The organism is Flavobacterium sp. FlaQc-49 (assembly GCF_044005985.1).
In the GTDB taxonomy this organism is placed as follows: domain Bacteria; phylum Bacteroidota; class Bacteroidia; order Flavobacteriales; family Flavobacteriaceae; genus Flavobacterium; species Flavobacterium cupriresistens.
This window is the reverse complement of the sequence record NZ_JBIPCS010000002.1, coordinates 628,765-652,854: the sequence shown is the minus strand read 5'-3', so window position 1 is coordinate 652,854 and position 24,090 is coordinate 628,765. Positions and strand designations below refer to the sequence as shown.

23 protein-coding genes are annotated in these 24,090 nt (G+C 32.8%); 15 read left to right on the top strand and 8 right to left on the bottom strand.

Annotation, left to right across the window (positions count from 1 at the left end):
* Positions 1-267 precede the first annotated feature (267 nt).
* The 9 genes from ACHRV3_RS06115 to ACHRV3_RS06075 all read left to right on the top strand — a co-directional run bounded on the left by ACHRV3_RS06115 (position 268) and on the right by ACHRV3_RS06075 (position 6,788).
* Positions 268-822 carry a YceI family protein gene (locus tag ACHRV3_RS06115; RefSeq protein WP_395433642.1) on the top strand — a complete coding sequence of 185 codons (555 nt, stop codon included), beginning with the start codon at positions 268-270 and terminating at the stop codon, positions 820-822.
* Positions 823-826: 4 nt separating this feature from the next.
* Positions 827-1,045, top strand: a complete 219-nt coding sequence (locus tag ACHRV3_RS06110) for a 4-oxalocrotonate tautomerase family protein (RefSeq protein WP_029269944.1) — start codon at positions 827-829, stop codon at positions 1,043-1,045.
* Between the two features lie 5 nt (positions 1,046-1,050).
* On the top strand, positions 1,051-1,785 hold the full coding sequence (locus ACHRV3_RS06105) for an SDR family NAD(P)-dependent oxidoreductase (protein WP_395433640.1): 735 nt from the start codon (positions 1,051-1,053) through the stop codon (positions 1,783-1,785).
* Positions 1,786-1,855: 70 nt separating this feature from the next.
* Complete coding sequence (locus ACHRV3_RS06100) at positions 1,856-2,614, top strand: type 1 glutamine amidotransferase domain-containing protein (protein ID WP_395433639.1); 759 nt, start codon at positions 1,856-1,858, stop codon at positions 2,612-2,614.
* 81 nt (positions 2,615-2,695) lie between these two features.
* The gene (locus ACHRV3_RS06095) at positions 2,696-3,187 is read left to right on the top strand and encodes a cupin domain-containing protein (RefSeq protein WP_395433638.1); all 492 of its coding nucleotides are present in this window, start codon (positions 2,696-2,698) and stop codon (positions 3,185-3,187) included.
* Positions 3,188-3,266: 79 nt separating this feature from the next.
* A complete protein-coding gene (locus ACHRV3_RS06090) occupies positions 3,267-3,749 on the top strand; it encodes a nuclear transport factor 2 family protein (protein WP_395433637.1) in 483 nt (160 codons plus the stop codon).
* A 22-nt stretch (positions 3,750-3,771) separates the two neighbouring features.
* Positions 3,772-4,857, top strand: a complete 1,086-nt coding sequence (locus ACHRV3_RS06085) for an NAD(P)H-dependent flavin oxidoreductase (protein WP_395433636.1) — start codon at positions 3,772-3,774, stop codon at positions 4,855-4,857.
* A gap of 86 nt (positions 4,858-4,943) precedes the next feature.
* Positions 4,944-5,525 (top strand): TetR/AcrR family transcriptional regulator, encoded by a 582-nt coding sequence (locus ACHRV3_RS06080; RefSeq protein ID WP_395433634.1) that lies wholly within the window; start codon positions 4,944-4,946, stop codon positions 5,523-5,525.
* Positions 5,526-5,588: 63 nt separating this feature from the next.
* A complete protein-coding gene (locus ACHRV3_RS06075) occupies positions 5,589-6,788 on the top strand; it encodes an MFS transporter (RefSeq protein WP_395433632.1) in 1,200 nt (399 codons plus the stop codon).
* 517 nt (positions 6,789-7,305) lie between these two features.
* Here the strand turns inward: ACHRV3_RS06075 and ACHRV3_RS06070 are convergent.
* From ACHRV3_RS06070 to ACHRV3_RS06055, 4 genes are all read right to left on the bottom strand, one after another.
* Entirely contained in the window at positions 7,306-8,472 is a 1,167-nt protein-coding gene (locus ACHRV3_RS06070; RefSeq protein ID WP_395433631.1) for an IS3 family transposase, read from the bottom strand.
* 660 nt (positions 8,473-9,132) lie between these two features.
* Complete coding sequence (locus ACHRV3_RS06065; RefSeq protein WP_395433085.1) at positions 9,133-9,267, bottom strand: hypothetical protein; 135 nt, start codon at positions 9,265-9,267, stop codon at positions 9,133-9,135.
* 69 nt (positions 9,268-9,336) lie between these two features.
* Positions 9,337-10,194 carry a sialate O-acetylesterase gene (locus tag ACHRV3_RS06060; protein ID WP_395433086.1) on the bottom strand — a complete coding sequence of 286 codons (858 nt, stop codon included), beginning with the start codon at positions 10,192-10,194 and terminating at the stop codon, positions 9,337-9,339.
* 553 nt (positions 10,195-10,747) lie between these two features.
* Positions 10,748-12,601, bottom strand: coding sequence for a tail fiber domain-containing protein (locus ACHRV3_RS06055; RefSeq protein WP_395433630.1), 1,854 nt, complete (start codon positions 12,599-12,601; stop codon positions 10,748-10,750).
* A gap of 950 nt (positions 12,602-13,551) precedes the next feature.
* Between ACHRV3_RS06055 and ACHRV3_RS06050 the strand changes: the two genes are divergently transcribed.
* The 5 genes from ACHRV3_RS06050 (at position 13,552) to ACHRV3_RS06030 (ending at position 19,174) form a co-directional block, all read left to right on the top strand.
* Entirely contained in the window at positions 13,552-14,193 is a 642-nt protein-coding gene (locus ACHRV3_RS06050; RefSeq protein WP_395433110.1) for a DUF305 domain-containing protein, read from the top strand.
* 23 nt (positions 14,194-14,216) lie between these two features.
* Positions 14,217-14,597 (top strand): YncE family protein, encoded by a 381-nt coding sequence (locus ACHRV3_RS06045; RefSeq protein WP_395433629.1) that lies wholly within the window; start codon positions 14,217-14,219, stop codon positions 14,595-14,597.
* Between the two features lie 54 nt (positions 14,598-14,651).
* The gene (locus tag ACHRV3_RS06040; protein ID WP_395433628.1) at positions 14,652-15,638 is read left to right on the top strand and encodes a YncE family protein; all 987 of its coding nucleotides are present in this window, start codon (positions 14,652-14,654) and stop codon (positions 15,636-15,638) included.
* A 355-nt stretch (positions 15,639-15,993) separates the two neighbouring features.
* Positions 15,994-18,366 carry a TonB-dependent receptor gene (locus ACHRV3_RS06035; protein ID WP_395433108.1) on the top strand — a complete coding sequence of 791 codons (2,373 nt, stop codon included), beginning with the start codon at positions 15,994-15,996 and terminating at the stop codon, positions 18,364-18,366.
* A 4-nt stretch (positions 18,367-18,370) separates the two neighbouring features.
* On the top strand, positions 18,371-19,174 hold the full coding sequence (locus ACHRV3_RS06030; RefSeq protein ID WP_395433107.1) for a DJ-1/PfpI family protein: 804 nt from the start codon (positions 18,371-18,373) through the stop codon (positions 19,172-19,174).
* A gap of 287 nt (positions 19,175-19,461) precedes the next feature.
* On the opposite strand, the gene ACHRV3_RS06025 is transcribed toward ACHRV3_RS06030, so the two are convergent.
* The 4 genes from ACHRV3_RS06025 to ACHRV3_RS06010 form a co-directional block, all read right to left on the bottom strand.
* A complete protein-coding gene (locus tag ACHRV3_RS06025) occupies positions 19,462-19,863 on the bottom strand; it encodes a VOC family protein (protein WP_395433106.1) in 402 nt (133 codons plus the stop codon).
* A gap of 46 nt (positions 19,864-19,909) precedes the next feature.
* On the bottom strand, positions 19,910-20,641 hold the full coding sequence (locus ACHRV3_RS06020; RefSeq protein WP_395433627.1) for a helix-turn-helix transcriptional regulator: 732 nt from the start codon (positions 20,639-20,641) through the stop codon (positions 19,910-19,912).
* A gap of 474 nt (positions 20,642-21,115) precedes the next feature.
* Positions 21,116-21,805 (bottom strand): LytR/AlgR family response regulator transcription factor, encoded by a 690-nt coding sequence (locus ACHRV3_RS06015; protein ID WP_395433104.1) that lies wholly within the window; start codon positions 21,803-21,805, stop codon positions 21,116-21,118.
* Positions 21,802-22,818: a sensor histidine kinase gene (locus tag ACHRV3_RS06010; protein ID WP_395433103.1), complete on the bottom strand. Its 1,017-nt coding sequence runs from the start codon at positions 22,816-22,818 to the stop codon at positions 21,802-21,804. The genes ACHRV3_RS06015 and ACHRV3_RS06010 overlap by 4 nt, the downstream gene beginning before the upstream one ends.
* Positions 22,819-22,964: 146 nt before the next feature.
* Between ACHRV3_RS06010 and ACHRV3_RS06005 the strand changes: the two genes are divergently transcribed.
* On the top strand, positions 22,965-23,870 hold the full coding sequence (locus tag ACHRV3_RS06005; protein ID WP_395433102.1) for a DUF6268 family outer membrane beta-barrel protein: 906 nt from the start codon (positions 22,965-22,967) through the stop codon (positions 23,868-23,870).
* Positions 23,871-24,090 lie beyond the last annotated feature (220 nt).

Here is a 24,090-nt window from a genome sequence, read left to right as displayed (position 1 = left end):
GAGCTGTAAATAAAAATGTTCCTCGCAGATTAATATAAATCTGCGCTTATCTGCTTAAATCTTTTTAAATCTGCGTGAAATAAAAGCTTTGCGACTTCGCTCCCGATAGGTATCGGGATTGCGAGAGCAAAAAAGTAAACTTATATCTGCGTGAAATAAACCAATATAATTCCCAGATTTAACCCAAAAATCAGAATGTGATCTAGGTCACGTAACCAATTTTGATAGTCGCCGTTCCTTTGTATTGTACTTTTAAATACAATAAAAATGGAAACAACAAATTTTAAAATCGTAAGCTCAAATAGCAACGTAGAATGGACTGGTAGAAAAGTTACCGGTGCACATAATGGTACAATTGGTATCAAAGAAGGTAATTTCATCCTGAATGATGGAAAAATAAAAGACGGTAATGTTGTCATCAACACTTCTTCAATTAAAATTCTGGATGTAACAGATCCGGCAACAAATGCGCAATTCGCGGGTCATCTTGCCTCTGATGATTTCTTCTCAATCGAAAAATTCCCTACTGCCTCTTTTGATATTCTTACTGTTAGAGAAGTATCAGACAGCACTTATTATCTTGAAGGTAATCTTACTATAAAAGATATTACACACCTTGTTGGTTTTGAAGCCACAGTTGAAAACAATAGAAATACCATTTCAATTTCAGGTAAACTGGTAATTGATCGCACCAAATATGATATCCGATTCCGTTCAGGAAATTTCTTTAAAGATTTGGGAGACACCTTAATTTATAACGACTTTGAGTTGGATTTTAACATCACAGCCGAAGCCATCTTTTCAGAACAATCTAAAAACTAAAGCCATGCCTTACGTAAAAATCGAACTGACCCGCGAAGGAGTAACCCGCGAGCAAAAACAGGAATTAATCAGTGGTATAACCAATTTGATTACAGAAGTATTAAACAAAGATCCGCACTTAACTCATATCGTGATTCAGGAAATTGATTTAGACGATTGGGGTTACGCAGGAGAACAAGTATCAGTATTAAGAGAAAAAGGCATAACTGCCGATAAAAAATAAGTATCATGAAAAAACAAACAATAATCGTAACAGGTGCAGCATCTGGTATAGGAAAAGGAATCGCTAAATATTTTTTAGACAGAGGCGATAATGTAGTAATTAATTCAGTGAAGCCAGCTTCATTGGAGATTGCGTATAATGAATTTGGTGCAGGAGATAATTTGGCGATGTACGCAGGAGATATCAGCGATAAAAATACAGGTGAACAACTGGTAAAAATTGCACTTGAAAAATTTGGTTCTGTAGATGTATTGGTAAACAATGCCGGAATTTTTGACAGCAAACCATTTTTGGAAGTTGATGAAGCTTACTTAGACAAGTTTTTAACTACAAATTTAAAAGGAACTTATTTTACTACTCAGGCAGTTGTTCCTCAAATGTTGAAACAAAAAGATGGTGTTGTAATTAATATCGGAACCCCATTAGTAAATCACGGATTAGGCGGATGGCCAGCTTCAGCTCCTGTTTCAAGTAAAGGTGCTATTCATGCTTTAACGATTCAATTGGCAGCAGAATTCGGGAAACAAAATATTCGTTTTAATACTGTTGCTCCGGGAGTTATCAGAACACCGATGCATGGCGATAAAGCCGATCAAAGTGCAGGTCTGCATTTATTAAACAGAGTAGGGGAAATAGATGATGTTGCCGAAATGGTATACGTTGTTGCAAAAAGCACTTTTATTACAGGATCAATTATCAATGTTGATGGTGGTAAAGCAGCTGGTCATAATTTAAATTAATTTGAAAAGAATAATAATTGCTTCAATGCTTTGTAGCAACATAAAGCATTGAAGTATAATAATAAGAAAAATGAAAAATATAATTAAGTCATTATTTATTGCTCTTTTTGCAATAAGTAGCTTTGCGACTATTGCGCAGGAAAACAAAAAAACAAAAGTATTATTTGTTTTGACTTCACATAATAAATTGGGTGATACCGGTGAATTAACCGGTTCATGGATTGAAGAATTTGCAACGCCTTATTTTTACTTTTTAGATAAAGGAATTGAAGTGGTAATCGCTACTCCAAATGGAGGACAAGCACCAATTGACCCGAAAAGTAATGATCCATCATTTCAAACTCCGGCAACTAAACGTTTTTATGCAGATAAAAATGCACAAACTGCATTGGCTACTACAGTAAAAATCACTAGTGTTAAACAAAAAGATTTCAAAGCCGTTTTCTATCCTGGAGGTCATGGTCCAATGTGGGATTTGGCTACTGATAAAAATTCGATAAAACTTATTCAGGATTTTTACAATAATAGCAAACCAATTGCTTTTGTATGTCATGCACCGGCAGCTTTGGTAAATGTTAAAGATAAAAACGGAAAATATCTGATTGCAGGGAAAAAAGTAACAGGTTTTACTAACATTGAAGAAGGAGCCGTTGGATTAACCAAAGTGGTACCGTTTTTATTGGAAAACAAATTAAAAGAACGCGGAGGTAAATATTCTCAAGGTTCTGATTGGAGTTCTTATGTAGTACAAGATGGCTTATTATTAACAGGTCAAAATCCGCAATCTTCAGAAGAAGTAGCTACTAAGTTATTATCAAAAATAAAATAATTAGACCTTCTGATTTAATGATTTGGTATGGTTTCAAAAGCAGCTGTACCAAATCTTTTTAATAATTAAAATAGGTTCATTATGAGATTTAATACATTTTTTAGCAGCATTTTAATGCTATCCTTTATTTTTATTGGTACTAACCTGAGTTCTGCACAAGGGCTAAGTTCTAAAGAATTTAATTTTATTAATTCGGAAAATATAGTCTGGAAATCATTTCCTGCTTTTCCTGAAAAAGTAAAACTGGCAATTTTGGTGGGTAATCCAACTAAAGCAGAACCCTTTATTGTGAGGGTCAAAGTACCCAATGGCGAAAAAATAATGCCGCATGTGCATCCTGAAGACAGAATTTATACGGTAATTTCAGGTGTTTTTTATATTGGAATAGGAGACAAGTATGATGAAAATAAATTACAAGCCTACCCACCTGGTTCAATAATAATATTACCGGGAAATACACCTCATTTTCATCTTGCTAAATCAGGAGAATATATTACTCAGGTATATGCCATAGGTTCTCTTGGATTAGAGTATCTGGATAAACAATTTGATCCGCGAGTAAAATTTAAATAAGTATTTAAAGTGATGTAGATCACGTAGTCTTCTCGCTGTTTCTTTTGAAATTTGTAGTGTAATTATAAACTTTAAAATCATGAAACTACAAAAATCAAAATTGTTGGTATCAAAAGTAATTTTATTAATCGCTATTATGTTCTATAATGCACAAGCCATGAAAGCACAAAACAATAACACAATGAAAACTCATAATTCAGATACAGAAGCTATTACAGATGCAATAGAAAATTATTATTTTAAAGGCATTTATGACGGAGATGCCATACTGTTAGAAACTATTTTTTATCCCGGAACATTAGTTTATGGAGATGTAAACGGACAGCCGTATTTTAAAACAGCAGACCTTTATTTAAATGGCGTGAAAAACAGACAAAGTCCGAAAGATTCGGGTAAACCTTTTAAAGGTGAAATTCTGAATATAAAAGTCGTAAATTCAATTGCGATGGCGGAGATTAATATAAAAATGTACGAGTTTAATTATCGCGATTTTTTATCTTTCCATAAGATTAATGGCAAATGGTATATTGTCAATAAAATGCTGACTAACGTAACGGAATAAATTTAAACTTAAATTTAAAGTGATGTGGTACAATACAAAAGCAACAAAATTACTTGGAATTCAATATCCAATATTGCAAGGACCATTTGGAGGTAATCTATCCTCTGTGGCATTAACAGCTGCCGTTTCAAACGCAGGTGGACTTGGAGGTTACGGAGCGTATACAATGACACCTCAGGAAATTTTTGAGATCGATAAACAAATAAAAGCCGCAACTGACAAACCTTACAACATTAATCTGTGGGTTTCAGATCATGATATTTCGGAATCTGGTTTAACAGATGAGCATTTTAATAAGGCTGCAGCATTATTCAAACCTTATTTTGATGAAGTTGGAATTCCGTTACCGGAAAAACCAGCTTCCTTTCAATCCAGATTCGAAAATCAATTGGAAGTAATTTTAGATATTCGCCCAAAAGTTTTCAGTTTTATGTTTGGTGCATTGTCCGCTGATGTTTTAGAGCAATGTAGAAAATTAGGAATTGTAACTGTTGGAGCAGCAACAACCTTAGACGAAGCCATTTTTTTAGAAAATTCGGGTGTCGATATGATTATCGCATCCGGTTTTGAAGCTGGTGGACACCGACCTTCTTTTTTAGCTTCGGCAGAAGCATCGGTAACAGGAACTTTTGTTTTATTGCAATTAATTAGAGAAAAAGTAAAAATTCCGGTTATCGCAGCAGGTGGAATTGCCAACGGAAAAGGAGTTGCGGCGGCGTTAGCTTTGGGAGCAAGTGCAGCTCAAATCGGAACTGCTTTTTTAGCTGTTGATGAATCGAATGCATTACCCATTCATAAACAAATGTTATTCTCTGATGCAGCAAAATATACCACATTATCACGTGCCTATACAGGTAGATTAGGCCGTGGAATAACCAGCAGAATTGCTAAAGAACTTATTGGTAAAGAAGCAAATATTTTACCATTCCCGTTGCAAACAACTTTTATGTCACCATTGCGTAAAGCGGCATTAGACCAGGAAAAATCGGATATGATTTTATTTTGGGGAGGACAAATTGCACCCATTTTAAAACATACTAAAGCCACCGAATTAATGCAGGCGTTAATCACTGAAACAACATCTTATTTTGATGATTTAAAGAGGTGACAATAAGTCAATTTTAAAATAAAAGTTAAAATAGTTGCAAAATAAAGACCGTTCGGTCTATATTTACAGTGTAGAATATGGAAATCATGAGTAAAGCGGAACGAACCAGACAATTTATAATTGAAACGTCGGCGCCTCTTATTAATAAGAAAGGCATGGCAGGTATTTCATTGAGTGATATTATGCAGGCTACAAAATTGGCTAAAGGCGGTATCTATGGTAATTTTGAGAATAAAGAAGAAATCTGCATGGAATCTTTTTTATATCTAAGGACACAGTTAGCTTCCAAATTAGATTTAGCTGTTTCTAAAGGGAAATGTGCAAAAGAAAAACTTTTTAATTTACTGGACGTTTATGGCAATGGTAAAAACATGTTAGAAGGTTGTCCGATTCTAAATTTTGGAGTAGAAGCCGACGATACAAATCCGATGATGAAAGAACAGGTAAAAAAAGCAATTCTTTCAGCTCAGAAAAGGTTTTATACTATAATTGAAGACGGTCTTCAGAATAATGAATTATCCGCAGAAATAAATCCCGGACATTTTAGTATAAAAGCTTTTGCCATGATAGAGGGCGGTATTTTGTGTCGAAAAGTATTAGGGAATGATGATCAAATGAATATCATAGTAGATAGCATCAAAAATGAATTTGAAAGATATGTTTTATAACATATTTTTTTTAAACAATTTAAGACCAATCGGTCTATTTTTATTAATAATTAATTTTACAAAATGAAAAATTTAAAAGAAAACCATAAAGGTTTCAGCACTTTATTAGCTCTGGCACTTATACCCTTATCCGGATTTGCCACAGATATTTATTTGCCATCGCTTCCTGCCATGGCAAAAGATTTAAACGTTTCGGCAGGCGCCATTCAGCTTTCATTAGTTTTTTTTATGTTCAGTTTAGGTGTAAGCCAGATTTTTATAGGCAGTATATTAGATAGTTTTGGACGTTTTAAAATCAGTATTGCTTCATTAGCTGTCTTTTCAGTAACAAGTTTTGTTATTGCTTTTGTGCCAAGTATCTATGTTATATACGCCATGCGTGTCATTCAGGGAATTGCGATTGCCTTTATTGTAGTCTCGAAACGTGCTTATTTTGTAGATCTTTATTCTGGTGACAAATTAAAAAGTTATATCAGTTTGTTTTCTATCATTTGGGCTTGTGCGCCTATCATGGCTCCATTTTTAGGAGGTTATCTGCAAAGTTTATTCGGCTGGAGATCTAACTTTTACTTTCTTGGCGGACTATCATTACTTTTTTTGATTTTGGAACTTCTATATAGTGGAGAATCGTTAAAATATTTTCATACATTTAAATTAAAATCTATTGCAGAAACCTATTCAGTTATGCTAAAAACAGCCGATTTTACATTAGGAATTATAATTTTGGGTATTTGCTTTGGGTTAGTAGTCATTTACAATTTAGTTAGCCCTTTTATTATTGAACGCTTATTTGGGTATTCTGCTATTACAACTGGATATAGTTCTTTATTGTCCGGTCTATCTGTGATGACAGGCGGTATCATTGCCAAATCTATTATTCATAAACCTTTGGCAAAAAAAGTCTCAATTGCGGTTTCTGTACAACTAACGTTAGTTTTACTAATGATATTTACTGCGCAGTTTGAAAGTAGTATCTATACCGTAATTGGTTTTACAATGGGGTTGAATGTCTGTGGAGGTTTTATCTTTAATATTATTTACGGATATTGTTTAAGTCGTTTTTCAAAAAATGCAGGTATAGCAAGCGGACTAACCGGTGGCGCTACTTATATGGTGAGCTCAGTCTTCAGCTATGGATTTGTTAATTTATATGCTGTTAAAAGTCAATTATTACTTGGAGTGGCAAATCTATCTTTGGTTTTAATTATCACTTTAATTTTTATAGCTTTTAATAAACGTAGAATTCGGTATGCTTTTTCTTAACAAAATTGTTAGTAATAACTCTTAGCAAAACATTTAAGTTTTTTTTTATGACTAGTAAAATTAATTTAAAATTATCCGAAAAAAGTTGTTTACTGACCGATTAAAAAAATTAAGATATCTGATTGATGAGAAACTACATTCTGTAAAAACGTTTCGGGACAAATCATATTGAAAGGCAAAATTTGACTTTGATTCCCCATCTTAAAAGAATAAATAGAAGAACAATCTGCTAAAGTAAAAATTGGGTAGTTTTAATTGGCAGATTAAAGATGTATTATGGATTAAGTTAAATAAATGTTGGACTTCTAAGTTTGACTTAACGAGACTCGGACCAAATTTGCTTGAAAATACAGGCGTTTAAATAATCAAAGGAATAAGGCAAAATTTATCCAACCACAAAAAAAGCTGAGAAATTTTGATTTCTAAGCTTTTTTTTAAAGTAGTTGTGGGAACAGGATTCGAACCTATAGATAAAAAAAGACTAATTAAAACATAGACCTTGCAGAAGTGGCCAGCTCTATCGTTCGATAAGATTTATATTTTGAAATTCTTCTATAGTCAAATTACCTAGTGAGGAATGTCTTCTCACTGTATTATAGAAATTTTCGATATAGTCGTGAATTGACTTTCTGGCTTGTTTTCTGTTTTTGTATTTATGACGGTATATCAATTCTGTTTTCAATGTTTTGAAAAAACTCTCAGCCACTGCATTATCATAGCAGTTTCCTTTTCGGCTCATGCTTTGCTTGATCTGGTTTTTTTTTGATAATGCGTAGAGAAAGATTTTGCAAGAATATTGAATTCCCCTGTCAGAATGAAATATAAGGATCTGGTCTGCAACTAAAGGACGGTTAATCATGGCTTTTCTTAAAGCTGCAAAGCTGGTGTCGATTGCTTTCAGAGTTTCGCTTATTGACCAGCCTATGACTTTCCGGTCAAACAGGTCTATAACTGTAGTCAGATATGCCCAGCCCTCTGCTGTCCTGATATAGGTGATATCTGAGACCCATGCCTCGTTTTGTCTGCTAACGTTAAAATCCTGATTTAATAAGTTTTCAGCAACCGGATTTTTAGGGGAGGAGAACGTGGTTCTCTTAAATTTTAATTTTGCAATCCATCGGAGCTGCTGCTCAGCCATTATCTTTCTAACCAGGGAAGGGCATACTCTTATGCCTAGTGAGGCCAACTCTCTGGATATTCGCGGGCTTCCGTATCTGCCCTCGCTCCAGTGGTAGATTCTTGAAATCTCTGATGTTATAAAAATCCTGCGTTCCGCCCTGCTAGTGGGGAGTCCTTTCAACCATTTGTAATAGCAGCTTTTGTCAACTTGAAAAATCTGGCACATTTTCCCAACGGGAAATCTGCCGATATTTTCCCTAATGAATCGATATATTATTCTTCTAGGCTGATTGATATGTTTAGCGCCTTCCTGTAAAATGTCCCGCTCCAGTCTTATTTTTTTGAGTTCTTTCTGCAGTCTAGCGGTTTCTTTTTTGTCTAAATCTGAATCGTCTGCTTGAAGTAGGGTTAGCTTTCCCTCTCTGAAAAGGTTTTTCCAGTGCTGCAGGCTGTTTTTATTGATCCGTAGCTTATCGGCGGCACGCCGTACGCTTTTATATTCAATGCAGATTTTGGCGGCCCAGATTTTAAACTCGGTGCTGTATTTTTTTCGGATGATTTTCATGTTGTTAGAAGTTAGATATATTATTCCGTTTTCAGGCAGTCTGTAATATAGTATAATATGATTTTTTTCTAACAGATTTAAGTATCTCAAGAAAAATTCGCCTTAACTTTTTGTGGCAAAAATGGTATCAAGTCCATTTGAAAATGCGCCACGAATGCGCCACGAACTTTTCGAGTGCTTTTATAAATATTGAAAAGCGGTATAAAAGAAAAAACCCTGCAAATCGTTGGATTTGCAGGGTTTACCGCTTTTTTTGGCCTTTTTTGAAAACTTTGAAAATCTTATTTTCTCTTTGTTTTCGGGCCTTAGCGGAGAAAGAGGTTCCGCTTTTCTTATGTCAATCCCAGTAAATACAAGGGGTTAAGATATATTATTAAAGCTAGGGTCACTTATAGGGTCACTTAACTTTCAGCGTATTAAATTTCTACAATGTAAAGATAAGGATATCTTTTTAAAATTGTAATTTTAGATACTCGTTTTATTTTTAATACATAGTATTTATATTGCAAAATTTGCGGTATTAGTTTCACTATCATTTGGAGTCAATGTGGCTAGAATCTAACATCGTATTCTCGTTTTAACCTTTCTTGATAGCTTTAAATTATGATGTATGATGTTAAAATTTATCAGCAAAAAAGTGAAATTATCATTTTGATCAGCCTATAATCGTGCAAATTCGGGATTGATGGTGTAGTCTCTATCAGCCACCATATACCAGCTAGGTCTATATTTCCATGCCGGTTTTTGAATAACAGCACCAAAAACTTTATCTGCAGTTGGTGCTTGTGAATTCACGTAAAACAAGCATTATTTGGTAGCATGAATGAAAAATACAGCACAAACAAACAAGCAGATAATTTCTTTTTACGATTTTACATTTTTGATAAGTAGAGCTAATTCTTGGGTAAGCAGATCTAATGATATTTTACCGCTCGCGAAGCTGATTTCTAACAATGCAATTCTTTCGTTCGCTGTTAATGGCCTGTCGTGAATGATATTTAACAATTCATTTTCGTCGTTAGCCGGTATCTCAACATTTTTCTTTTCGAAGAACGCTTCAAAATATCGGATTCCGAATTTTCGCTGTGATACTGCATCAAAATGAAGACCGTCCTGGTTGGCCGTTAAGCCTTTTGCCGATACGAAATAAAAATTCGGCTTTGTGTCGGCTAATTTCTGAAGGGCCTGATTTACCTCATTGAATTCTGTAAAGTATGTAGCATATCTGCCATCGCTTAAAAAATCACCTAGACCACCTGCAATAAATGGAATCTCTGGAACACCCAGTTCATTGCGAAATGCGGCAACGATAACTGCCAGTTTATTGTAATACTCAGCAGAACGACCGGCAAAACTATCATTTTCTCCCTGATGCCATAAAATTCCGCTAAGCTTGCTAGTACGTTGGGCGGCTTTTGCCTGAAATACTGCATTTTCAAAAAGTGCCCCGCCAACACTCCAGTCTTCGAGGCTTGACCCTCCATCGGCGCACGGAACCAGGCCAATTTGTCTATGGTAATTTTTTAATCTCCAAGCACCTGCAAAAGATGCAGCAAGACCTATACCCGAGGTGGGGCGGTCAAAATTTATTGGTTCTGTCATTGTTTGCCAACAGCCGTTTACCAACATTTTTATTTGCTCATCGAAAATCTGTTTTACATCCTTTACGTATCCACGCCCCGCCATATTTGACTGTCCAACCAGCAAAAAAGAATTTATCATATTATTTTTAATTTGAATGGCTAATTTTTAATGACCTTACAACGATCAAATGCTGACAACACCAACTGTTCATTGATCTCAAACGGTGTCTCTTTTATAATGCGGCCTCGCCGGTAAAAAATGTATTAGGGTATACTGTACAATAAATCGTCTTTGTCCCTATAATGAACATAAGGCGGACGTACAGATATACCACACGCTTTTGCCAATTTGTTAATAATGAAGCACTCAAGACTATATTTTATAATTGTCTGTATCGTCTTTTGCTTACCAGCTGCTGTTTATCGTTGTCTTTTATCCTCATAAAAAATAGTTATTCAAAACTAAATGAATAATCATTTAATTGCAAATTTATCTCTATTTTCTTGATGTAAGTTAGTTATGTTTTTAATTGTAAAAAAAGTGGTGAACATTACTTAGTATTTCCTCTATTTTAAACGTTACTATTTTTAGCATATCTGTAGCTAGATACAGTTACAGGGAGAATGTAAGGATGTTATTGATCATTTGTCAAAGACGAACAAAAAAATAAATTTTCTAATTGTTTCGTGATCTACTTAGGAGAAGGAATTAACGCGTTTATTCTTTTTTCTAATGCTTCAAGTTTAGAATTTAATTCCATTATTTTATTTTCTTGAGCAGCAATTGTCTTTTGTAGATTTTCACTCTTTTTATCTGATTGAGATAATTCCTGTATACTTTTTATAATAGGTGCAAATAGATCAGTATATCTGATAGAGAGAAATTCATTTTTAGATTTATCACTTGTAATAATTGCAGCATTCCTATAATTCGATTTTTCCAGCGTTTCTTTTAACTCTTGAGCTATTAGTCCCCATTCCTTTGTCTTTCCAAAATTGTTCTTTTTAATATATTCTACAGGATGTAGTTGATTGATAAAGTCCAGCCCTAAAGGTATAGTGCAAATATCTTCCTTATATCGTCGATCGGAGGCTGTCGACATTGCTACAAAACCTTCAATAATAGTAACATTATCGTTACCAATCCTAATTTTATTAGATTGATCAACCAAAGCACCATTTCCTAAGGCAGTTGAATTTGTTATATTGGCATTAGATACATTCGCCTGATGTCCTACAACTGTGTTATTACTGCCGCTAACATTATTATATAAAGCAAAATTTCCAATCGCAACATTATTATTTCCTGATAAATTAGTTTTTAAAGCTTCTAGACCAATAGCAATATTACGGGTACCAGATGTATTGTCTCTGGAAGATTCTATACCAATTGCTATATTTTGATCTCCGACGGTATTAGAATATAACGAAGCATAACCTAAAGACACATTATTATTTCCTGTCGTGTTATTATATAAAGTTTCTTTGCCAATTGCGGTATTACCATTTCCTGATAAATTATGGAAAAGAGAATTAATTCCGTACGCTGAATTACCAGAACCTACATCGTTAGAAAATAACGAGATATTTCCCCCTGCAGTATTTTCATTTCCTATAGTGTTATTATGCAATGAATTACTACCGAAAGCACTATTGTTTGTTCCTGAAATATTCATAAATAATGATTCTCTTCCTAGTGCAGTGTTTGCACTCCCAGTGGTGGAATTTCTTAAGGATTGTCTTCCAACTGCTGTATTAGAATCGCCACCTGTATTAGCGTATAGTGACTGATATCCAACTGCAGTATTAGAATCTTTATTATTGCTTCTCAATGCTTGATAACCTACGGCTACATTTTCTCCGTGATCAATAGTTGAATACATTGCTTCAAAACCAATAGCGGTGTTAGCAGATGCAGTTGTATTTTCATGGAGAGCGTTTGATCCCATAGCAATATTTTCAGCGCCAGTATTATTTTTATACAACGCACTGGACCCAATAGCAACATTATGATAACCTGTGGTATTGGTATAAAATGCATTATCTCCTATCCCTACATTGTAATTTTCATTATTGCTGTTTCCTGCCTGATAACCAAAAAATGTATGAGTGGTATTCACTCTTCCAGCTTTTTGATTGTTTACTTTGAAATTTAAAGGAATATTATCAACAGTACCTATAAAATTAGTTCCATCAATAGTCGAACTATTGCCGTTTAGTGACCAACTTAATGTTGAAGAGCCAAGTCCTATCCATTTAAGCTGAGAAAAACTCCAATAATAAAAACCTGTTGGATTTACTCCAAATGGTGAGCTTACATCAGTATCTACATTTAAATAGACTAAGATACTATTTTGGACCTCTGTTGGATTAATTGTAGGAAACGCATCAATTCTGGGAATTAATAATCCATCTATAAAAGTAGGAGTCCCAATATTAGAAGCTGTAATATCCAACATAGCTTGTGGGGTTGTAGTATTAATGCCAATTTGAGAATATATGCTTGTAGATGTAATAACGCAAAATATAAATAAAATTTCCTTCATAATTAATTGTTTTGAGAATTTGACGTATTTCTACATCAAATATAATTAAATCTTGAAGAATATATGTTAAAATAGAAAGGAGTTAATTCGCAAAGTGCTCTAATTTAATATTTTATAATTACATTATACTCTATACACTATACCAGATTAAGATGCCCTTTAAGTGAACTTCTAATTTATAACAGTCATTGAACCTCCCATCTAATCGTTGAATAATTTTGCAACTTCTTTCCTCATTTGCAAAAGTTGCAACAATGGACCATCTTGCATCAAAATCAACTGACCAAGGGAATATAGTTTAAAATGGAATAGCAATTTTGAAATACTATCGTTAACTAATTAATTAAAGTAAAATATTAATTATGAATGTTTTTCAGTATAAATGCAATCGTTTTTTAAAAGCTATTTTTAAACTAAAACTGGATGATCAACTAATTCCGAACCAGATTGATCACTATAGACCGAAATAAAATGGTCAGATCATCCGTTTTTTCCATTATTGAACATACACACTAAAAGTAAACAGATTATTTAGTTTTAAAAATTCGGCTTTAGGACTAATAAATACCCTTTAACTCTTTTTGATTGTCGATACAGCTGAATTACATCTAATTTTGTCAAAAAAAATATTAAAAAACGAAATAGCGAAAAAATAATGTAGGCACTTCGGTCTTATTAACATTTATTGCTACTGTTTAAGAGACATGAAGAAATAAAATAAAATGCGATAGACCATCAAGCAAGGGATTAAAAATCTCCCTAATAGATTACCTATTATTAAGTTCTTCTTTTGACTGTGATTCCCAATATGGTCTACTTATTTGGTATTATAAACACATCAGAGATGCTTATGAAAAGTTTAAATAATTGAAGGTAAGCAAAAAACAAAAACAATCTTTTTTTGAAAATATATCTTGTATCTAACTTTAAAATAAATTCAACAATCAATTATGAAACTATCAACTCTTTATGATTCCCTAGCTTTACTATTTAGTACTTTTATTTTTACTTCATTTTCAGTAAATGCTCAGCACACATCATCCCATTTGCATCAACAAAATACGGATACTAATAAGAAAAATATTTTTATTTCCATGATGGATGCCATGATGGTAGGAATGGATGAAGCTGTGGTTGGAATATCTCCCGAGCATGATTTTACTGTGCAGATGATACCACATCATCAAGGCGCTATTGAAATGGCGGCATATGAAATAGAACATGGAAAAAATTTCGAAATGATTCAATTGGCCAAAAGCATTCAAGCAGAGCAAAAAATTGAATTGCAGCAGATGAAGCTGTTTATAAAAAACTCGCCAGCGGGTATAACATTAATGCCTAAAGAATATAAGACAGCAATGGATAAAAGCATGGCAGTTATGATGGAAAATATGCCCAATAATAGTGAACTCAAAGATGTGGATATTGCTTTTGCACGTGTAATGATACCGCACCATCAAGCAGCTATCGATATGGCCAAAGTTGTCTTACAATTTTCAAAAAATCAGCTGACAAATGCTTTTGCCAAACATATTATTTCATCAGAAAAAATAGAAATAGAACAAATGTTATCATTTATAAGTAAACAATAAACTTTAAACAAAAATAAATAATTATGAAAATTAAAATCTTAATATCATCAGTGTTTTTGAGCTGCTTTGCCTACAGTACTATAGCTCAAAATTCTTATAGACATGATAGAGTGTATACAGGTAACCAGATTTCCAATAGCGTTTCTATTATTGATCCTTCGGATAATAAATTTATTGGAGAAATTATTTTAGGTAAACCCTTTCCCAATGTATTGACTCCAGTATATAAAGGACAGGTTTTAGTTCATGGCTTACGTTATTCTGCCGAAAAGAAATTGCTAGCTGTAGTTTCAATCGGATCAAATTCCGTAACGTTTATCTCTACTGAAACTAATAAAGTATTAAAAACAGTTTATGTTGGGCGCGCTCCACATGAGCCTACGTTTACACCTGACAATAAGTAGGTGTGGGTCACTATAAGAGGTGAGGCTTATGTCAGTGTACTTGACGTAGATAAAATGGAAGAAATTAAACAGATTCCTGTTGCTGACGGTCCAGGTATGATTTCTTTCTCAAACGACGGTAAGCTGGCCTATGTTGGTTCAAGTTTTACGGCGGTAGTAGAAGTGGTGAATACCGCTACATATGAAGTGGTAAAACGAATTCCAGTAGTGAGTCCTTTTTCACCAAACATCTTTAATAGTCCTGATGGTAAATTGGTAGCACTCACTCATAAGGATATAGGTAAGGTTAGTGTTATAAATACAGAGAACATGAGTGTAGTGAAAGTTATTGATACCGGAGCCATTACCAATCATGTGACCTTTAATTATGTGGGAACAAAATTAATAATGTATGTAACTGTTGGCGGAGAAAATAAAGTCAAAGTATTTGATGTGGCTGATGATTACAAGTTGATAAACAATATAACAGTTGGCGCTTTGCCCCACGGCCTGTGGTCTTCTCCAGATGGGAAATTTTTGTATGTCGGTCTAGAATTTGCAGATAAAGTTCAGGCGATAAACACAGAAACAATGACAGCTTTACCTCCTGTGCAGATAGGGCAAAGCCCTCAGGCGCTTGTATATGCTGCTAATGCAGTTTCGGATGCCAATAATAATGTCGGATTAAAACCGCTAAATGATGTAAAGGCGACCCAAGTAATAGAATTAAAGTCAGTGAACGATAATGCTAAATCGTACGGAACTCTTGCTGTTAGAAGTATTGGTCTTGCAGATTTGGTGGAGCAAAGTTTTACATCGCTACAACCAAATAAGCCTTATACTTTAGCATTAACTAAATCCTTAAAAGTCCCTTACAATGCGGATTATGAAATTAACACCTTTACCTCTAACGAGATTGGGAAATACGCGGGACAATCTACTGGTCTGATTAAAAAAAATAATAATAATAGTGAAGGGAATTCAGATTACAAACATGTAATACTAATTGATAAGAGTACCGGTAAAGCAGTACTGATTGATAAAGTATCAGGTAAAAAGTAGTTGTGCAAAAAGATTGAAAACGAGCTTATGCTATCTTTTGTAAATTATTGTAACAGATATTTTTACTCCAAGTATTTTATTGGAGTAAAAATATCTTTATTAAAAATCAACCACAAATGATTATGAAAAACATTTATTTCGTATAAATTGTATGTAAATAATCAGTTTTAAAGCATTAACGAGGTGAAGAATATTTTACTAGGAAGTTATTGGTGGATTTTACAATTTTCATTTCCGAAAAATTACTGAAAGACAGAACAAGTACATTTTTACAATGGCATGAAAATAGAATAGGTGCTATGAATATTATCGGTTTGGGATACAACAACAATTGATTTGAATTAAAATTATAAAAATGAACTTAAAAAATCTAGTTATAATTTTACTGTTTTTATGTACCAATTCGCTGTTTGCACAAAATATCACAGGTAAAATTACTACTCAGAATAATATACCAATAAATAATGCCGAAATAAGAATATTGAATTCTGAATCTCGAACATTTTCGGATAAAGAAGGGAACTTTATTTTGTCTACAATCAAAGAATTTTTTTCTATAATAATAATTTTAGAAAATTATGCATCAAAAATTGTTGTTGTAGATGTCAAAAAAATGCAAACATTAAAAATTGTTTTAGAAAGCAACGAAAATGTCTTAGATGAAATCATAGTAACCGCAAATAAACAGGAAGAAGGATTGAAAAACATTCAAGGTGCCGTTACCTCACTATCTGCAAAGACCATTCAAAACTCAAGAATAGTTGATTTAAATGGACTTACCGCCATTGTACCTAACTATCTTTATCAAGATTTAGGGGTAGGCTTTTCAGGTATACAATCTATAAGAGGAATTCAAGTATTCAGTCAAAATCCCACAGTTTCAACTTATGTGGATGATGTAAACAATTTAGACATTATAGCCAATGGTCTAGTATTCTCGGATATTGAAAGAATTGAAGTCCTTCGCGGTCCTCAAAGCACCTTGTTTGGTAGAAACGCTATGGGTGGTGTTGTAAATATTTTTACAAAAAAACCAACCAACAAACTTTCTGGATTCGCAGAAATAGAAAACGGAAGCTTTGGCTTACAAAAGTATTCATCAGGAATTAAAACGCCAATTATAAAAAATAAATTATATTTTGGAGTAAACGGATTATATCAAAAAAAAGACGGCTATCTAATTAATAGTATTGAGGGGACAGCTAGCACAGACACTTCATTAAATGGAAGAAAAGTTGGTGGAGAAGAAAATACTTATGGCAATTTATTTCTAAAATGGCTGGTGTCTGCTAAATTGAGTTTAACGGCGAACATAAAAACACAAAAAGACTGGTCCGATAATTCAGGATATTTAGTTTCTCAAACCAGTGATATTTCCGGTTTTGAGAACCCAAGAAGAATTAATTTAACTAGGATTGGAAGGCATCAAAGAAATTTTAATAATTATTCATTAGTTGCAAAATACGAAGCGACTACATTTAACATCACTTCAATTACAGCATTCCAACAAACTAGCCTTGCAGTTAAGGACCTTGATTTTCCAGGATATTATCACACTTTCTACAAAAGTAAAATTGGAGAAAAATTACCTCCTCAAGAAGTAATAACACAAGAAGTACGAATAAATTCGACTGACAAAACTAATAAAATTCAGTACATTACAGGAATGTATGCATTTAAACAAACTGATTATAATTCAAGTTTGGCTTATGAAAACACACCAACTGACTTTACAATTTCCAGAAATAAAAGCGATAATAAAGGTTATGCTATTTTTGGAGAAGTGAGTTATAAGGTGATCCATAAATTAAAAGCTATTGTGGGGGCTCGTTATGATTTTGAAGAAAAAAAGAGTGTTTTTAACAGTTTTGGTGATGCCACTTTTATCGACGGAGTTTTTACAACTGTAAATCCTGATATTGAAAAAGCTGCGAAATACAATTCATTTTCTCCAAAAGCGGCTTTGTCTTATCAATTTGATGAAAGCAATAATCTATATGGAAGTTACACAAAAGGTTTTAGAGCAGGGGGAATAAATGCAAGTATCTTACCATCTGGAGTAAGCCATGATTACAATCCCGAATATTCAAATAATTTTGAAGTAGGATATCGTACTTCATTTTGGAAAAAAAAAGCTTCACTTTCGGCAACTGCTTTTTTAATCAACTGGAATGATTTGCAACTTACCAATCTAGTGGCTCCCAGTGTTTATGCGTTAGAAAATGTTGGCGATGCTTTTTCAAGAGGAATAGAGCTAGAAGCTAGCATTTTACCTTTAAAAGGTTTGCAATTAGATATTTCTTATGCAATCAATGATGCTGAATATAAAAACTTTAATTTGAAAAGGGTCAATTTCGGAACTGGAGAAGAAACCTGTACAGCTGTCGGTGCAAATAAATTATCTAATGCACCAAAAACAACTTTATTCGTTGCTGGACAATATTCTATTCAAACCTCAAAAGATTTTGGATTAATTTTTAGAGCCGAATTGCGAAATATTGGTGGTTATTATACTGATGTCCAAAATGCATTATATCAACCAACTTACATGTTATTCAACACGAGATTTGGAATTACTTATAAAGAATTTGGACTCTTTCTTTGGACAAAAAATTTAAATAACGCTAAGTATATGAGCTATGGAAGCGGAGACACTAGTTTCGGTGGACGAAATGTAAGAATAGCAGAACCTACCAGCATAGGAGTAACATTAACATCTAAATTTTAAAAAAATGAAAAAATTAATTCTATTTGTATTATTTACAACATTACTAGCAAGTTGTAATAAAAAAGAAACTTCAAAAAAAGAAGTCAATAAAACTCACGAGCAATCAATGGCAGAAATATTTCCCAAACCAAAAGTAGATATAAAAACAGTAGGTATTTTATTATATGATAACTATGCTGTTTTAGATGCCATGGGACCTTATCATGTATTTAGTGATTTGATGGGTGTGAAAGTTTTTTTTGTCGGCAGAAATAAAGGAATGATTACGACAGCAAATGGTATGAAAGTATATTGTGATAAATCTATTGAAGATGTAAAACAACTCGATATTTTGGTAATCCCTGGAGGTTTTAAAGAAAGTTATTCTGCAACCAAAGACACTGTTTTATTGGAGTGGATAAAAGCTATTGATAAAAATTCGAAATATACGACAAGTGTATGCACAGGCTCTTGGATTTTGGCCGCAACGGGACTTCTAAAAGACAAAAACGCAACTTCCCACTGGTATGGAAAGAAAATTTTATCTGATAAATTTGGTATTAATGTGGTCAATGAACGTTATGTTCAAAGCGGAAAATATTGGACGAGTGCTGGTGTTTCTGCTGGGATTGACATGAGTCTGGCAATCATACAAGATATTACAGGAGATAATTATGCAAAAGTTGTCATGCTAGATTTGGAATATGATCCGAAACCACCAATTGAAGGAGGAAACGAGCACAATACAGATAAAGTTCTTGTAGAAACGGTACGTGGAATGTATGACTCCGTACTGCTACCGTTTATAAAAGAAACTGATAAAGAATAGATAATCTGTTTTTTAATTTATTAAGTTTAAGCCCAACAATAGTACTGTTGGGCTTTTTTCAATATTCAAAATTACAAAGCAATTTTTTTATTTATTCTCTGAAGGCTTTTGAAGATGACATCTCTTATTTTAAATCTTGATGATTCCATCAAAAAAACATATTTCAAAAAGAGTGATTATATATTTTAAGACTTCTTAGAATAAGTAACGATGTTTTACTTTTTATATTGTTTTAATGGAAAACCACTTAAAGTAGTCATAAATCATAAATAAATTGCCGTTAGCGACTATGCGAATTTTTTTTCTTCGGCACTAACGCGAGTAAAAAAGTTAATCAAATTTCCATCTGGGTCACGAAATAGTAATGAACGATTACCCCAAGGCATTGTTTTTGGTTTCTGAACAATTTCGCTTGTTAAACTTTTAATAATTTCGTATTTATCATCTAAATTCTCAACAAGGAACTCAATGATAATACTTTTGTTATTCGCAGGTTCTGCGACATCTTCTCCGAAGAAAGCCAATGTTCTGGTGCTTCCAATGGCTAAGGTAAAAGATTCGAATATGACCTCTGCAAAGTCATCTGTTGCCCATTTGGCTGTTGTTCCTGTTACATTCTCGAAAAACTGAACCAAGCGCTTTATGTCAGCGGTAATAATTCTTAATGATACTAAATTTGCTTTACCCATCTTTCTGTTGTTTTTAAATTAATAATAATTCAAAGGTAAAGTGTCATTATGACAACGGTATGTCAGGTATACTAAAGTTTTTTTCTTTGGTGTCCAAAAAATCTTTTAGTGTTAGTTCGTGTGGTTTAAAAGTAATTGTAAGTGTTTCTATTTTTAAAATTCTATTTAATCGAAACATACGGTAATCATTCCTTAATAGACAAAAAGCAATAACCAACCAACACTGTTGTAAATTGTAGTAGAAAGCAAATGGCTCGATATTGCGTATAGTTATATCATTATTTTGTGCTGAGTGATAGGTGATTTTCAAAACCTTAAAGTCTGTCAAAGCATTTTGTATCATTGTCAATGAACTACTTGTATTTCTGATTGCGATTACAGGACTAATAGCAATTCTTTTGGAAAGTAATTCAGCCTTGTTTTTTGTGGAATATGATAAAACAGCCTTTATTTTAGTGACCGCTTCCGTATATTCTTTTGTAAGAGAGCTATCGCTGTTTTTATGTATCAATTGTTCTGTAGTTATTAAAGCATTTGCTTCACTTTCGGTAAACATTACAGGCGGAATCCGATACCCTTCCATTAGCGTATATCCTTTTCTTTCTTCTGCAATTATCGGCACACCTGCTTGTTCTAATACTTTAATATCTCTGTAAATTGTTCGAACACTTACATCAAATTTTTTGGATAGAGTTAATGATGTCACGATTCTCTTTGTTTGTAAAATTGTCAGTATAGCTGTAAGTCGGGAAAGTCTTTTTATATTGTTGCTGTCCATTTTTCACTTCATTTTTTATAGATTTGGTGGTCTAATAGCCTTACCTCTACCATGAATATTATAATTAAGAAAAATCAAGTTACTGATTTCAGTTATTGTTAGATCAATATCAATTGAAGGTTTATGTTTTTACTCAGGAACCAGCGACTAATTTTATTAAATTGCAACCGTCAAGTGTTCTAATCTCTGAAGGGCTTTGTGTAAAAATATTTTATATAGCTCATCAATATTTCTTCTCACTTTATTAATCATTGGCAACTAGTAAGGTTCAGTTTTTTTCAACTGATATAGCTGAAATAAGCAAATACTGAAGTTTATAATTGTCTGGATTTTTATTCATATTTAAAATAAACCCAACATCATTTTTTAGTTTCTTATTAGAACAAAAAAGTATTGCTTTTTTTAAAGATATTTATCTAAATCTAACATTACTAGTATTTGGGCAACATTTATTGGTAAATAGAGGGATGTTACTCACTTATGAAAAAATCTCATCACATCTTCTCTTCTATTTCTAGCAATTGGTAAACAGATTTCGTTTAGGTATATAGTTACACCATCTATATGTGTGATATATTTTGTGTTGACAATATAGGATTTATGAATTTGCAAAAAAATATCTTTAGGCAATTCGTCTAAAATATTTTTCAAGGTATGATGAACAATGATGCGTTTACAATTTTCAAGATGTATTTCGATATAGTTTTGCATACTTTGAATATATAAAATCTGCATGGGCGGAACTTTTACCAAAACGCTATTTTCTTTAAAAAATAGTGGCTTCAGTATACTTTCTTGCTGAAACATTAAATCGAATATTTTTTTTGCTTTGGAAACGGATGCTTTAAAATCTTCAAAAAATATGGGTTTTAACAAATAATCGACCGCATTTACTTTATATCCTTTCAAAGCAAATTCAGAATAGGCGGTTGTAAAAATAATCATCGACTGCTTATCTGTTATCATTTTGGCAAATTCCAATCCGTTGAGTAGTGGCATTTGTATATCTAGAAATATTAAATCGATGGCTTCAGTTTTTAATTTTTCTAATGCCAAATGTGCGTTAGAAAAACACCCTCTATTTTCCAAAAAATCAAATTTCTTAATGAATTCACGTAATCCTTCTCGAGCAATTCGCTCGTCATCTATAACAATACATTTCATTTATGTAAATTTAATTGTAGTTCTATTTTGTATTTATTTTCTTCAGACATAGCTTCTAAAATATAGTTGTTGGGGTATGAAAGTTCTAATCTTTTCTGAACGTATATTAGCCCAACGCCTTTTGTTTTTGTGCTATTTAATAATGAATCACTTGTGTTTTCGATTTTCAAAAAAAGTTGATTTTCATTTTGTAAAAAAACATGTAAATGTATGTAATTGGTTTTGTCGTCAAAATTAGACACGTGCTTAAAAGCATTTTCGACAAAGGTTGACATCAAGAAAGGAATAATTAGTAATTGATTTTCTGGAATATTCCACTGGCAAGAAATTTGTAAATCCTCGCCAGATCTATCTTTTTCTAATTGAAAATAATGCCTGAGAAACGAAATCTCGTCATCTAATTTTATCCATTTATTTTGCGATTCATATACATAATAGCGCAATATTTTACTGTATCGGGAAAGCAATTCCAATGCTTCATCTTTGTCTTTTCGAATCAAAAATTGCAAATTATTCAAGATATTAAATGTGAAATGCGGACTTAATTGTGTTCTCAAATGCTCTATTTCAGATTCTAAAACACTGTTTTTTAATTCTTCATGTTTCTTTCCGGATTCTATATTCTGTTTAAATAATTCTATAGAATAACTTACTCCGGAAATCAAGACGCTCACCATTAACATCCCAAAAAACAGTGAAACCATTTCATAGGTCGTTCCCATTTTTTCCGACAAAATCAATTCTACAATAACAAACCCTTGAATTGACAAAATCAAAGCCGTAAAAATGCTGGCTAAAGAGGCATAAATGATAAATTTCGTAGAATTATTAATTTTTAAATACCTCTTTGCTAATTTATTAATAACATAAATAACATGTATTCGCAAGCTTAATGTGATACCTGTTGAATAAATTAAAGCTCCCCAAAATGACAATTCATCAGACAATTGTAATAAAGTCATTAAGAACATAAAAGTCCAAAATAGATAATCTGCTTTTTTGATAGTAAACATTGCTCGTTTTTTTTACAAAAATACCTTTTTCATATGGGTAATTGAAAACCGTTCGTCAACAAAAAACGACCAGTTGTCAAAAGCTAAAAATAGCCTTCAAGTAAAAAGATAGTTTTGTCTGTAATTTAAACAAAAAAACAATAAATATGAAAAAAGCCGCTTTTTTAGCCGTAGTACTTTTATTAATGGTGAGTGTCAAAACAATGGCGCAAGTGTCTATTAGAACTGAATATTTTGGTTCCTCAAACTACAAAGATAATGATGGCAACAAGGTTGGGAACAGTAAAGGATCTGCAATGGTTTATAGTGGAGATGTAAAAATTCCGATTTCCATAAAAATGATTAAAGACAGTCTTGTTTCAGTATGGATTGCAGATGTTTCAGGTGCATATGCCTCTCTTGATAACAAAAATTTCACTCAAGATTTGGTTTTGTCAAACATTACAAACCTTCAATTCTCAGTAATTAATATGCATCAGTTGAACAGAAAATGGTCACTTATTGCTTTTGCTGGTGCCGGAATTTACACAAGCGAAACCCAAATTTCTAAAGTAAATGCAAACAGTATTTTGGGAAACGGTGGTGTCCTTTTTGTAAAGAAAATCAACCCTAAATTTGAACTTGGTGCAGGAGTTGCTTTGACAAATGCTCTCGGTTATCCTATGGTTTTTCCTTCAATATACGTAAATTATAATTCTGAAGAGAAATATACTTTCCGAGTTTCAATGATGAACGGTTTTCAAATATCCGCTGGGTATAACTTCAATAAAACTGTTTCCTTAAACCTTATTGCAGAAGCAAACGGACAATTGGCGTTACTCAAAAAAGATGGAAAAGATGCTATGTTTACACATCAGTATCTTGTAACTGGTTTAAGACCTGAAATAAAAATAAATAAGAATATCACTTTGCCAATTACGCTTGGTGTCAACGCTGCCCGTTCTGTTTATTTTAATGAGAGAACACTAAAAAGTATTTTTAACGAAAAGATTACCAATTCTAAATTTGATTTTTCTCCTTACATATCTGCCGAAATAAACTATAAGTTTTAGAATACAGCAAGATCTTTTAAACATTTTTTTACATAGCTAACATCTTTAAAATGAATAAATATTTTTCGTTGTACTGTTTTTTTCTTCTTTCATTTCTACGGACATGAAGCAATTACTGATACTATCAGGAGTACAAAAAGTTACACAATAGAATATGTTCAGGTTTTGGTAAAAAGAGAGAATATATTAAAATAGAACCTGATAAGACCATTATTGATGT

What these genes read in the sequence shown, in the direction of transcription:
- ACHRV3_RS06030 (WP_395433107.1), top strand. Translation starts at nt 18,371, where the DNA reads ATGAAAAAATTAATTCTATTTGTATTATTTACAACATTACTAGCAAGT.
- ACHRV3_RS06085 (WP_395433636.1), top strand. Translation starts at nt 3,772, where the DNA reads ATGTGGTACAATACAAAAGCAACAAAATTACTTGGAATTCAATATCCA.
- ACHRV3_RS06005 (WP_395433102.1), top strand. Translation starts at nt 22,965, where the DNA reads ATGAAAAAAGCCGCTTTTTTAGCCGTAGTACTTTTATTAATGGTGAGT.
- ACHRV3_RS06060 (WP_395433086.1), bottom strand. Translation starts at nt 10,194, where the DNA reads ATGATAAATTCTTTTTTGCTGGTTGGACAGTCAAATATGGCGGGGCGT.
- ACHRV3_RS06080 (WP_395433634.1), top strand. Translation starts at nt 4,944, where the DNA reads ATGAGTAAAGCGGAACGAACCAGACAATTTATAATTGAAACGTCGGCG.
- ACHRV3_RS06110 (WP_029269944.1), top strand. Translation starts at nt 827, where the DNA reads ATGCCTTACGTAAAAATCGAACTGACCCGCGAAGGAGTAACCCGCGAG.
- ACHRV3_RS06020 (WP_395433627.1), bottom strand. Translation starts at nt 20,641, where the DNA reads ATGGACAGCAACAATATAAAAAGACTTTCCCGACTTACAGCTATACTG.
- ACHRV3_RS06055 (WP_395433630.1), bottom strand. Translation starts at nt 12,601, where the DNA reads ATGAAGGAAATTTTATTTATATTTTGCGTTATTACATCTACAAGCATA.
- ACHRV3_RS06010 (WP_395433103.1), bottom strand. Translation starts at nt 22,818, where the DNA reads ATGTTTACTATCAAAAAAGCAGATTATCTATTTTGGACTTTTATGTTC.
- ACHRV3_RS06115 (WP_395433642.1), top strand. Translation starts at nt 268, where the DNA reads ATGGAAACAACAAATTTTAAAATCGTAAGCTCAAATAGCAACGTAGAA.
- ACHRV3_RS06015 (WP_395433104.1), bottom strand. Translation starts at nt 21,805, where the DNA reads ATGAAATGTATTGTTATAGATGACGAGCGAATTGCTCGAGAAGGATTA.
- ACHRV3_RS06050 (WP_395433110.1), top strand. Translation starts at nt 13,552, where the DNA reads ATGAAACTATCAACTCTTTATGATTCCCTAGCTTTACTATTTAGTACT.
- ACHRV3_RS06040 (WP_395433628.1), top strand. Translation starts at nt 14,652, where the DNA reads ATGGAAGAAATTAAACAGATTCCTGTTGCTGACGGTCCAGGTATGATT.
- ACHRV3_RS06075 (WP_395433632.1), top strand. Translation starts at nt 5,589, where the DNA reads ATGAAAAATTTAAAAGAAAACCATAAAGGTTTCAGCACTTTATTAGCT.
- ACHRV3_RS06025 (WP_395433106.1), bottom strand. Translation starts at nt 19,863, where the DNA reads ATGGGTAAAGCAAATTTAGTATCATTAAGAATTATTACCGCTGACATA.
- ACHRV3_RS06070 (WP_395433631.1), bottom strand. Translation starts at nt 8,472, where the DNA reads ATGAAAATCATCCGAAAAAAATACAGCACCGAGTTTAAAATCTGGGCC.
- ACHRV3_RS06105 (WP_395433640.1), top strand. Translation starts at nt 1,051, where the DNA reads ATGAAAAAACAAACAATAATCGTAACAGGTGCAGCATCTGGTATAGGA.
- ACHRV3_RS06045 (WP_395433629.1), top strand. Translation starts at nt 14,217, where the DNA reads ATGAAAATTAAAATCTTAATATCATCAGTGTTTTTGAGCTGCTTTGCC.
- ACHRV3_RS06035 (WP_395433108.1), top strand. Translation starts at nt 15,994, where the DNA reads ATGAACTTAAAAAATCTAGTTATAATTTTACTGTTTTTATGTACCAAT.
- ACHRV3_RS06090 (WP_395433637.1), top strand. Translation starts at nt 3,267, where the DNA reads ATGAAACTACAAAAATCAAAATTGTTGGTATCAAAAGTAATTTTATTA.
- ACHRV3_RS06095 (WP_395433638.1), top strand. Translation starts at nt 2,696, where the DNA reads ATGAGATTTAATACATTTTTTAGCAGCATTTTAATGCTATCCTTTATT.
- ACHRV3_RS06100 (WP_395433639.1), top strand. Translation starts at nt 1,856, where the DNA reads ATGAAAAATATAATTAAGTCATTATTTATTGCTCTTTTTGCAATAAGT.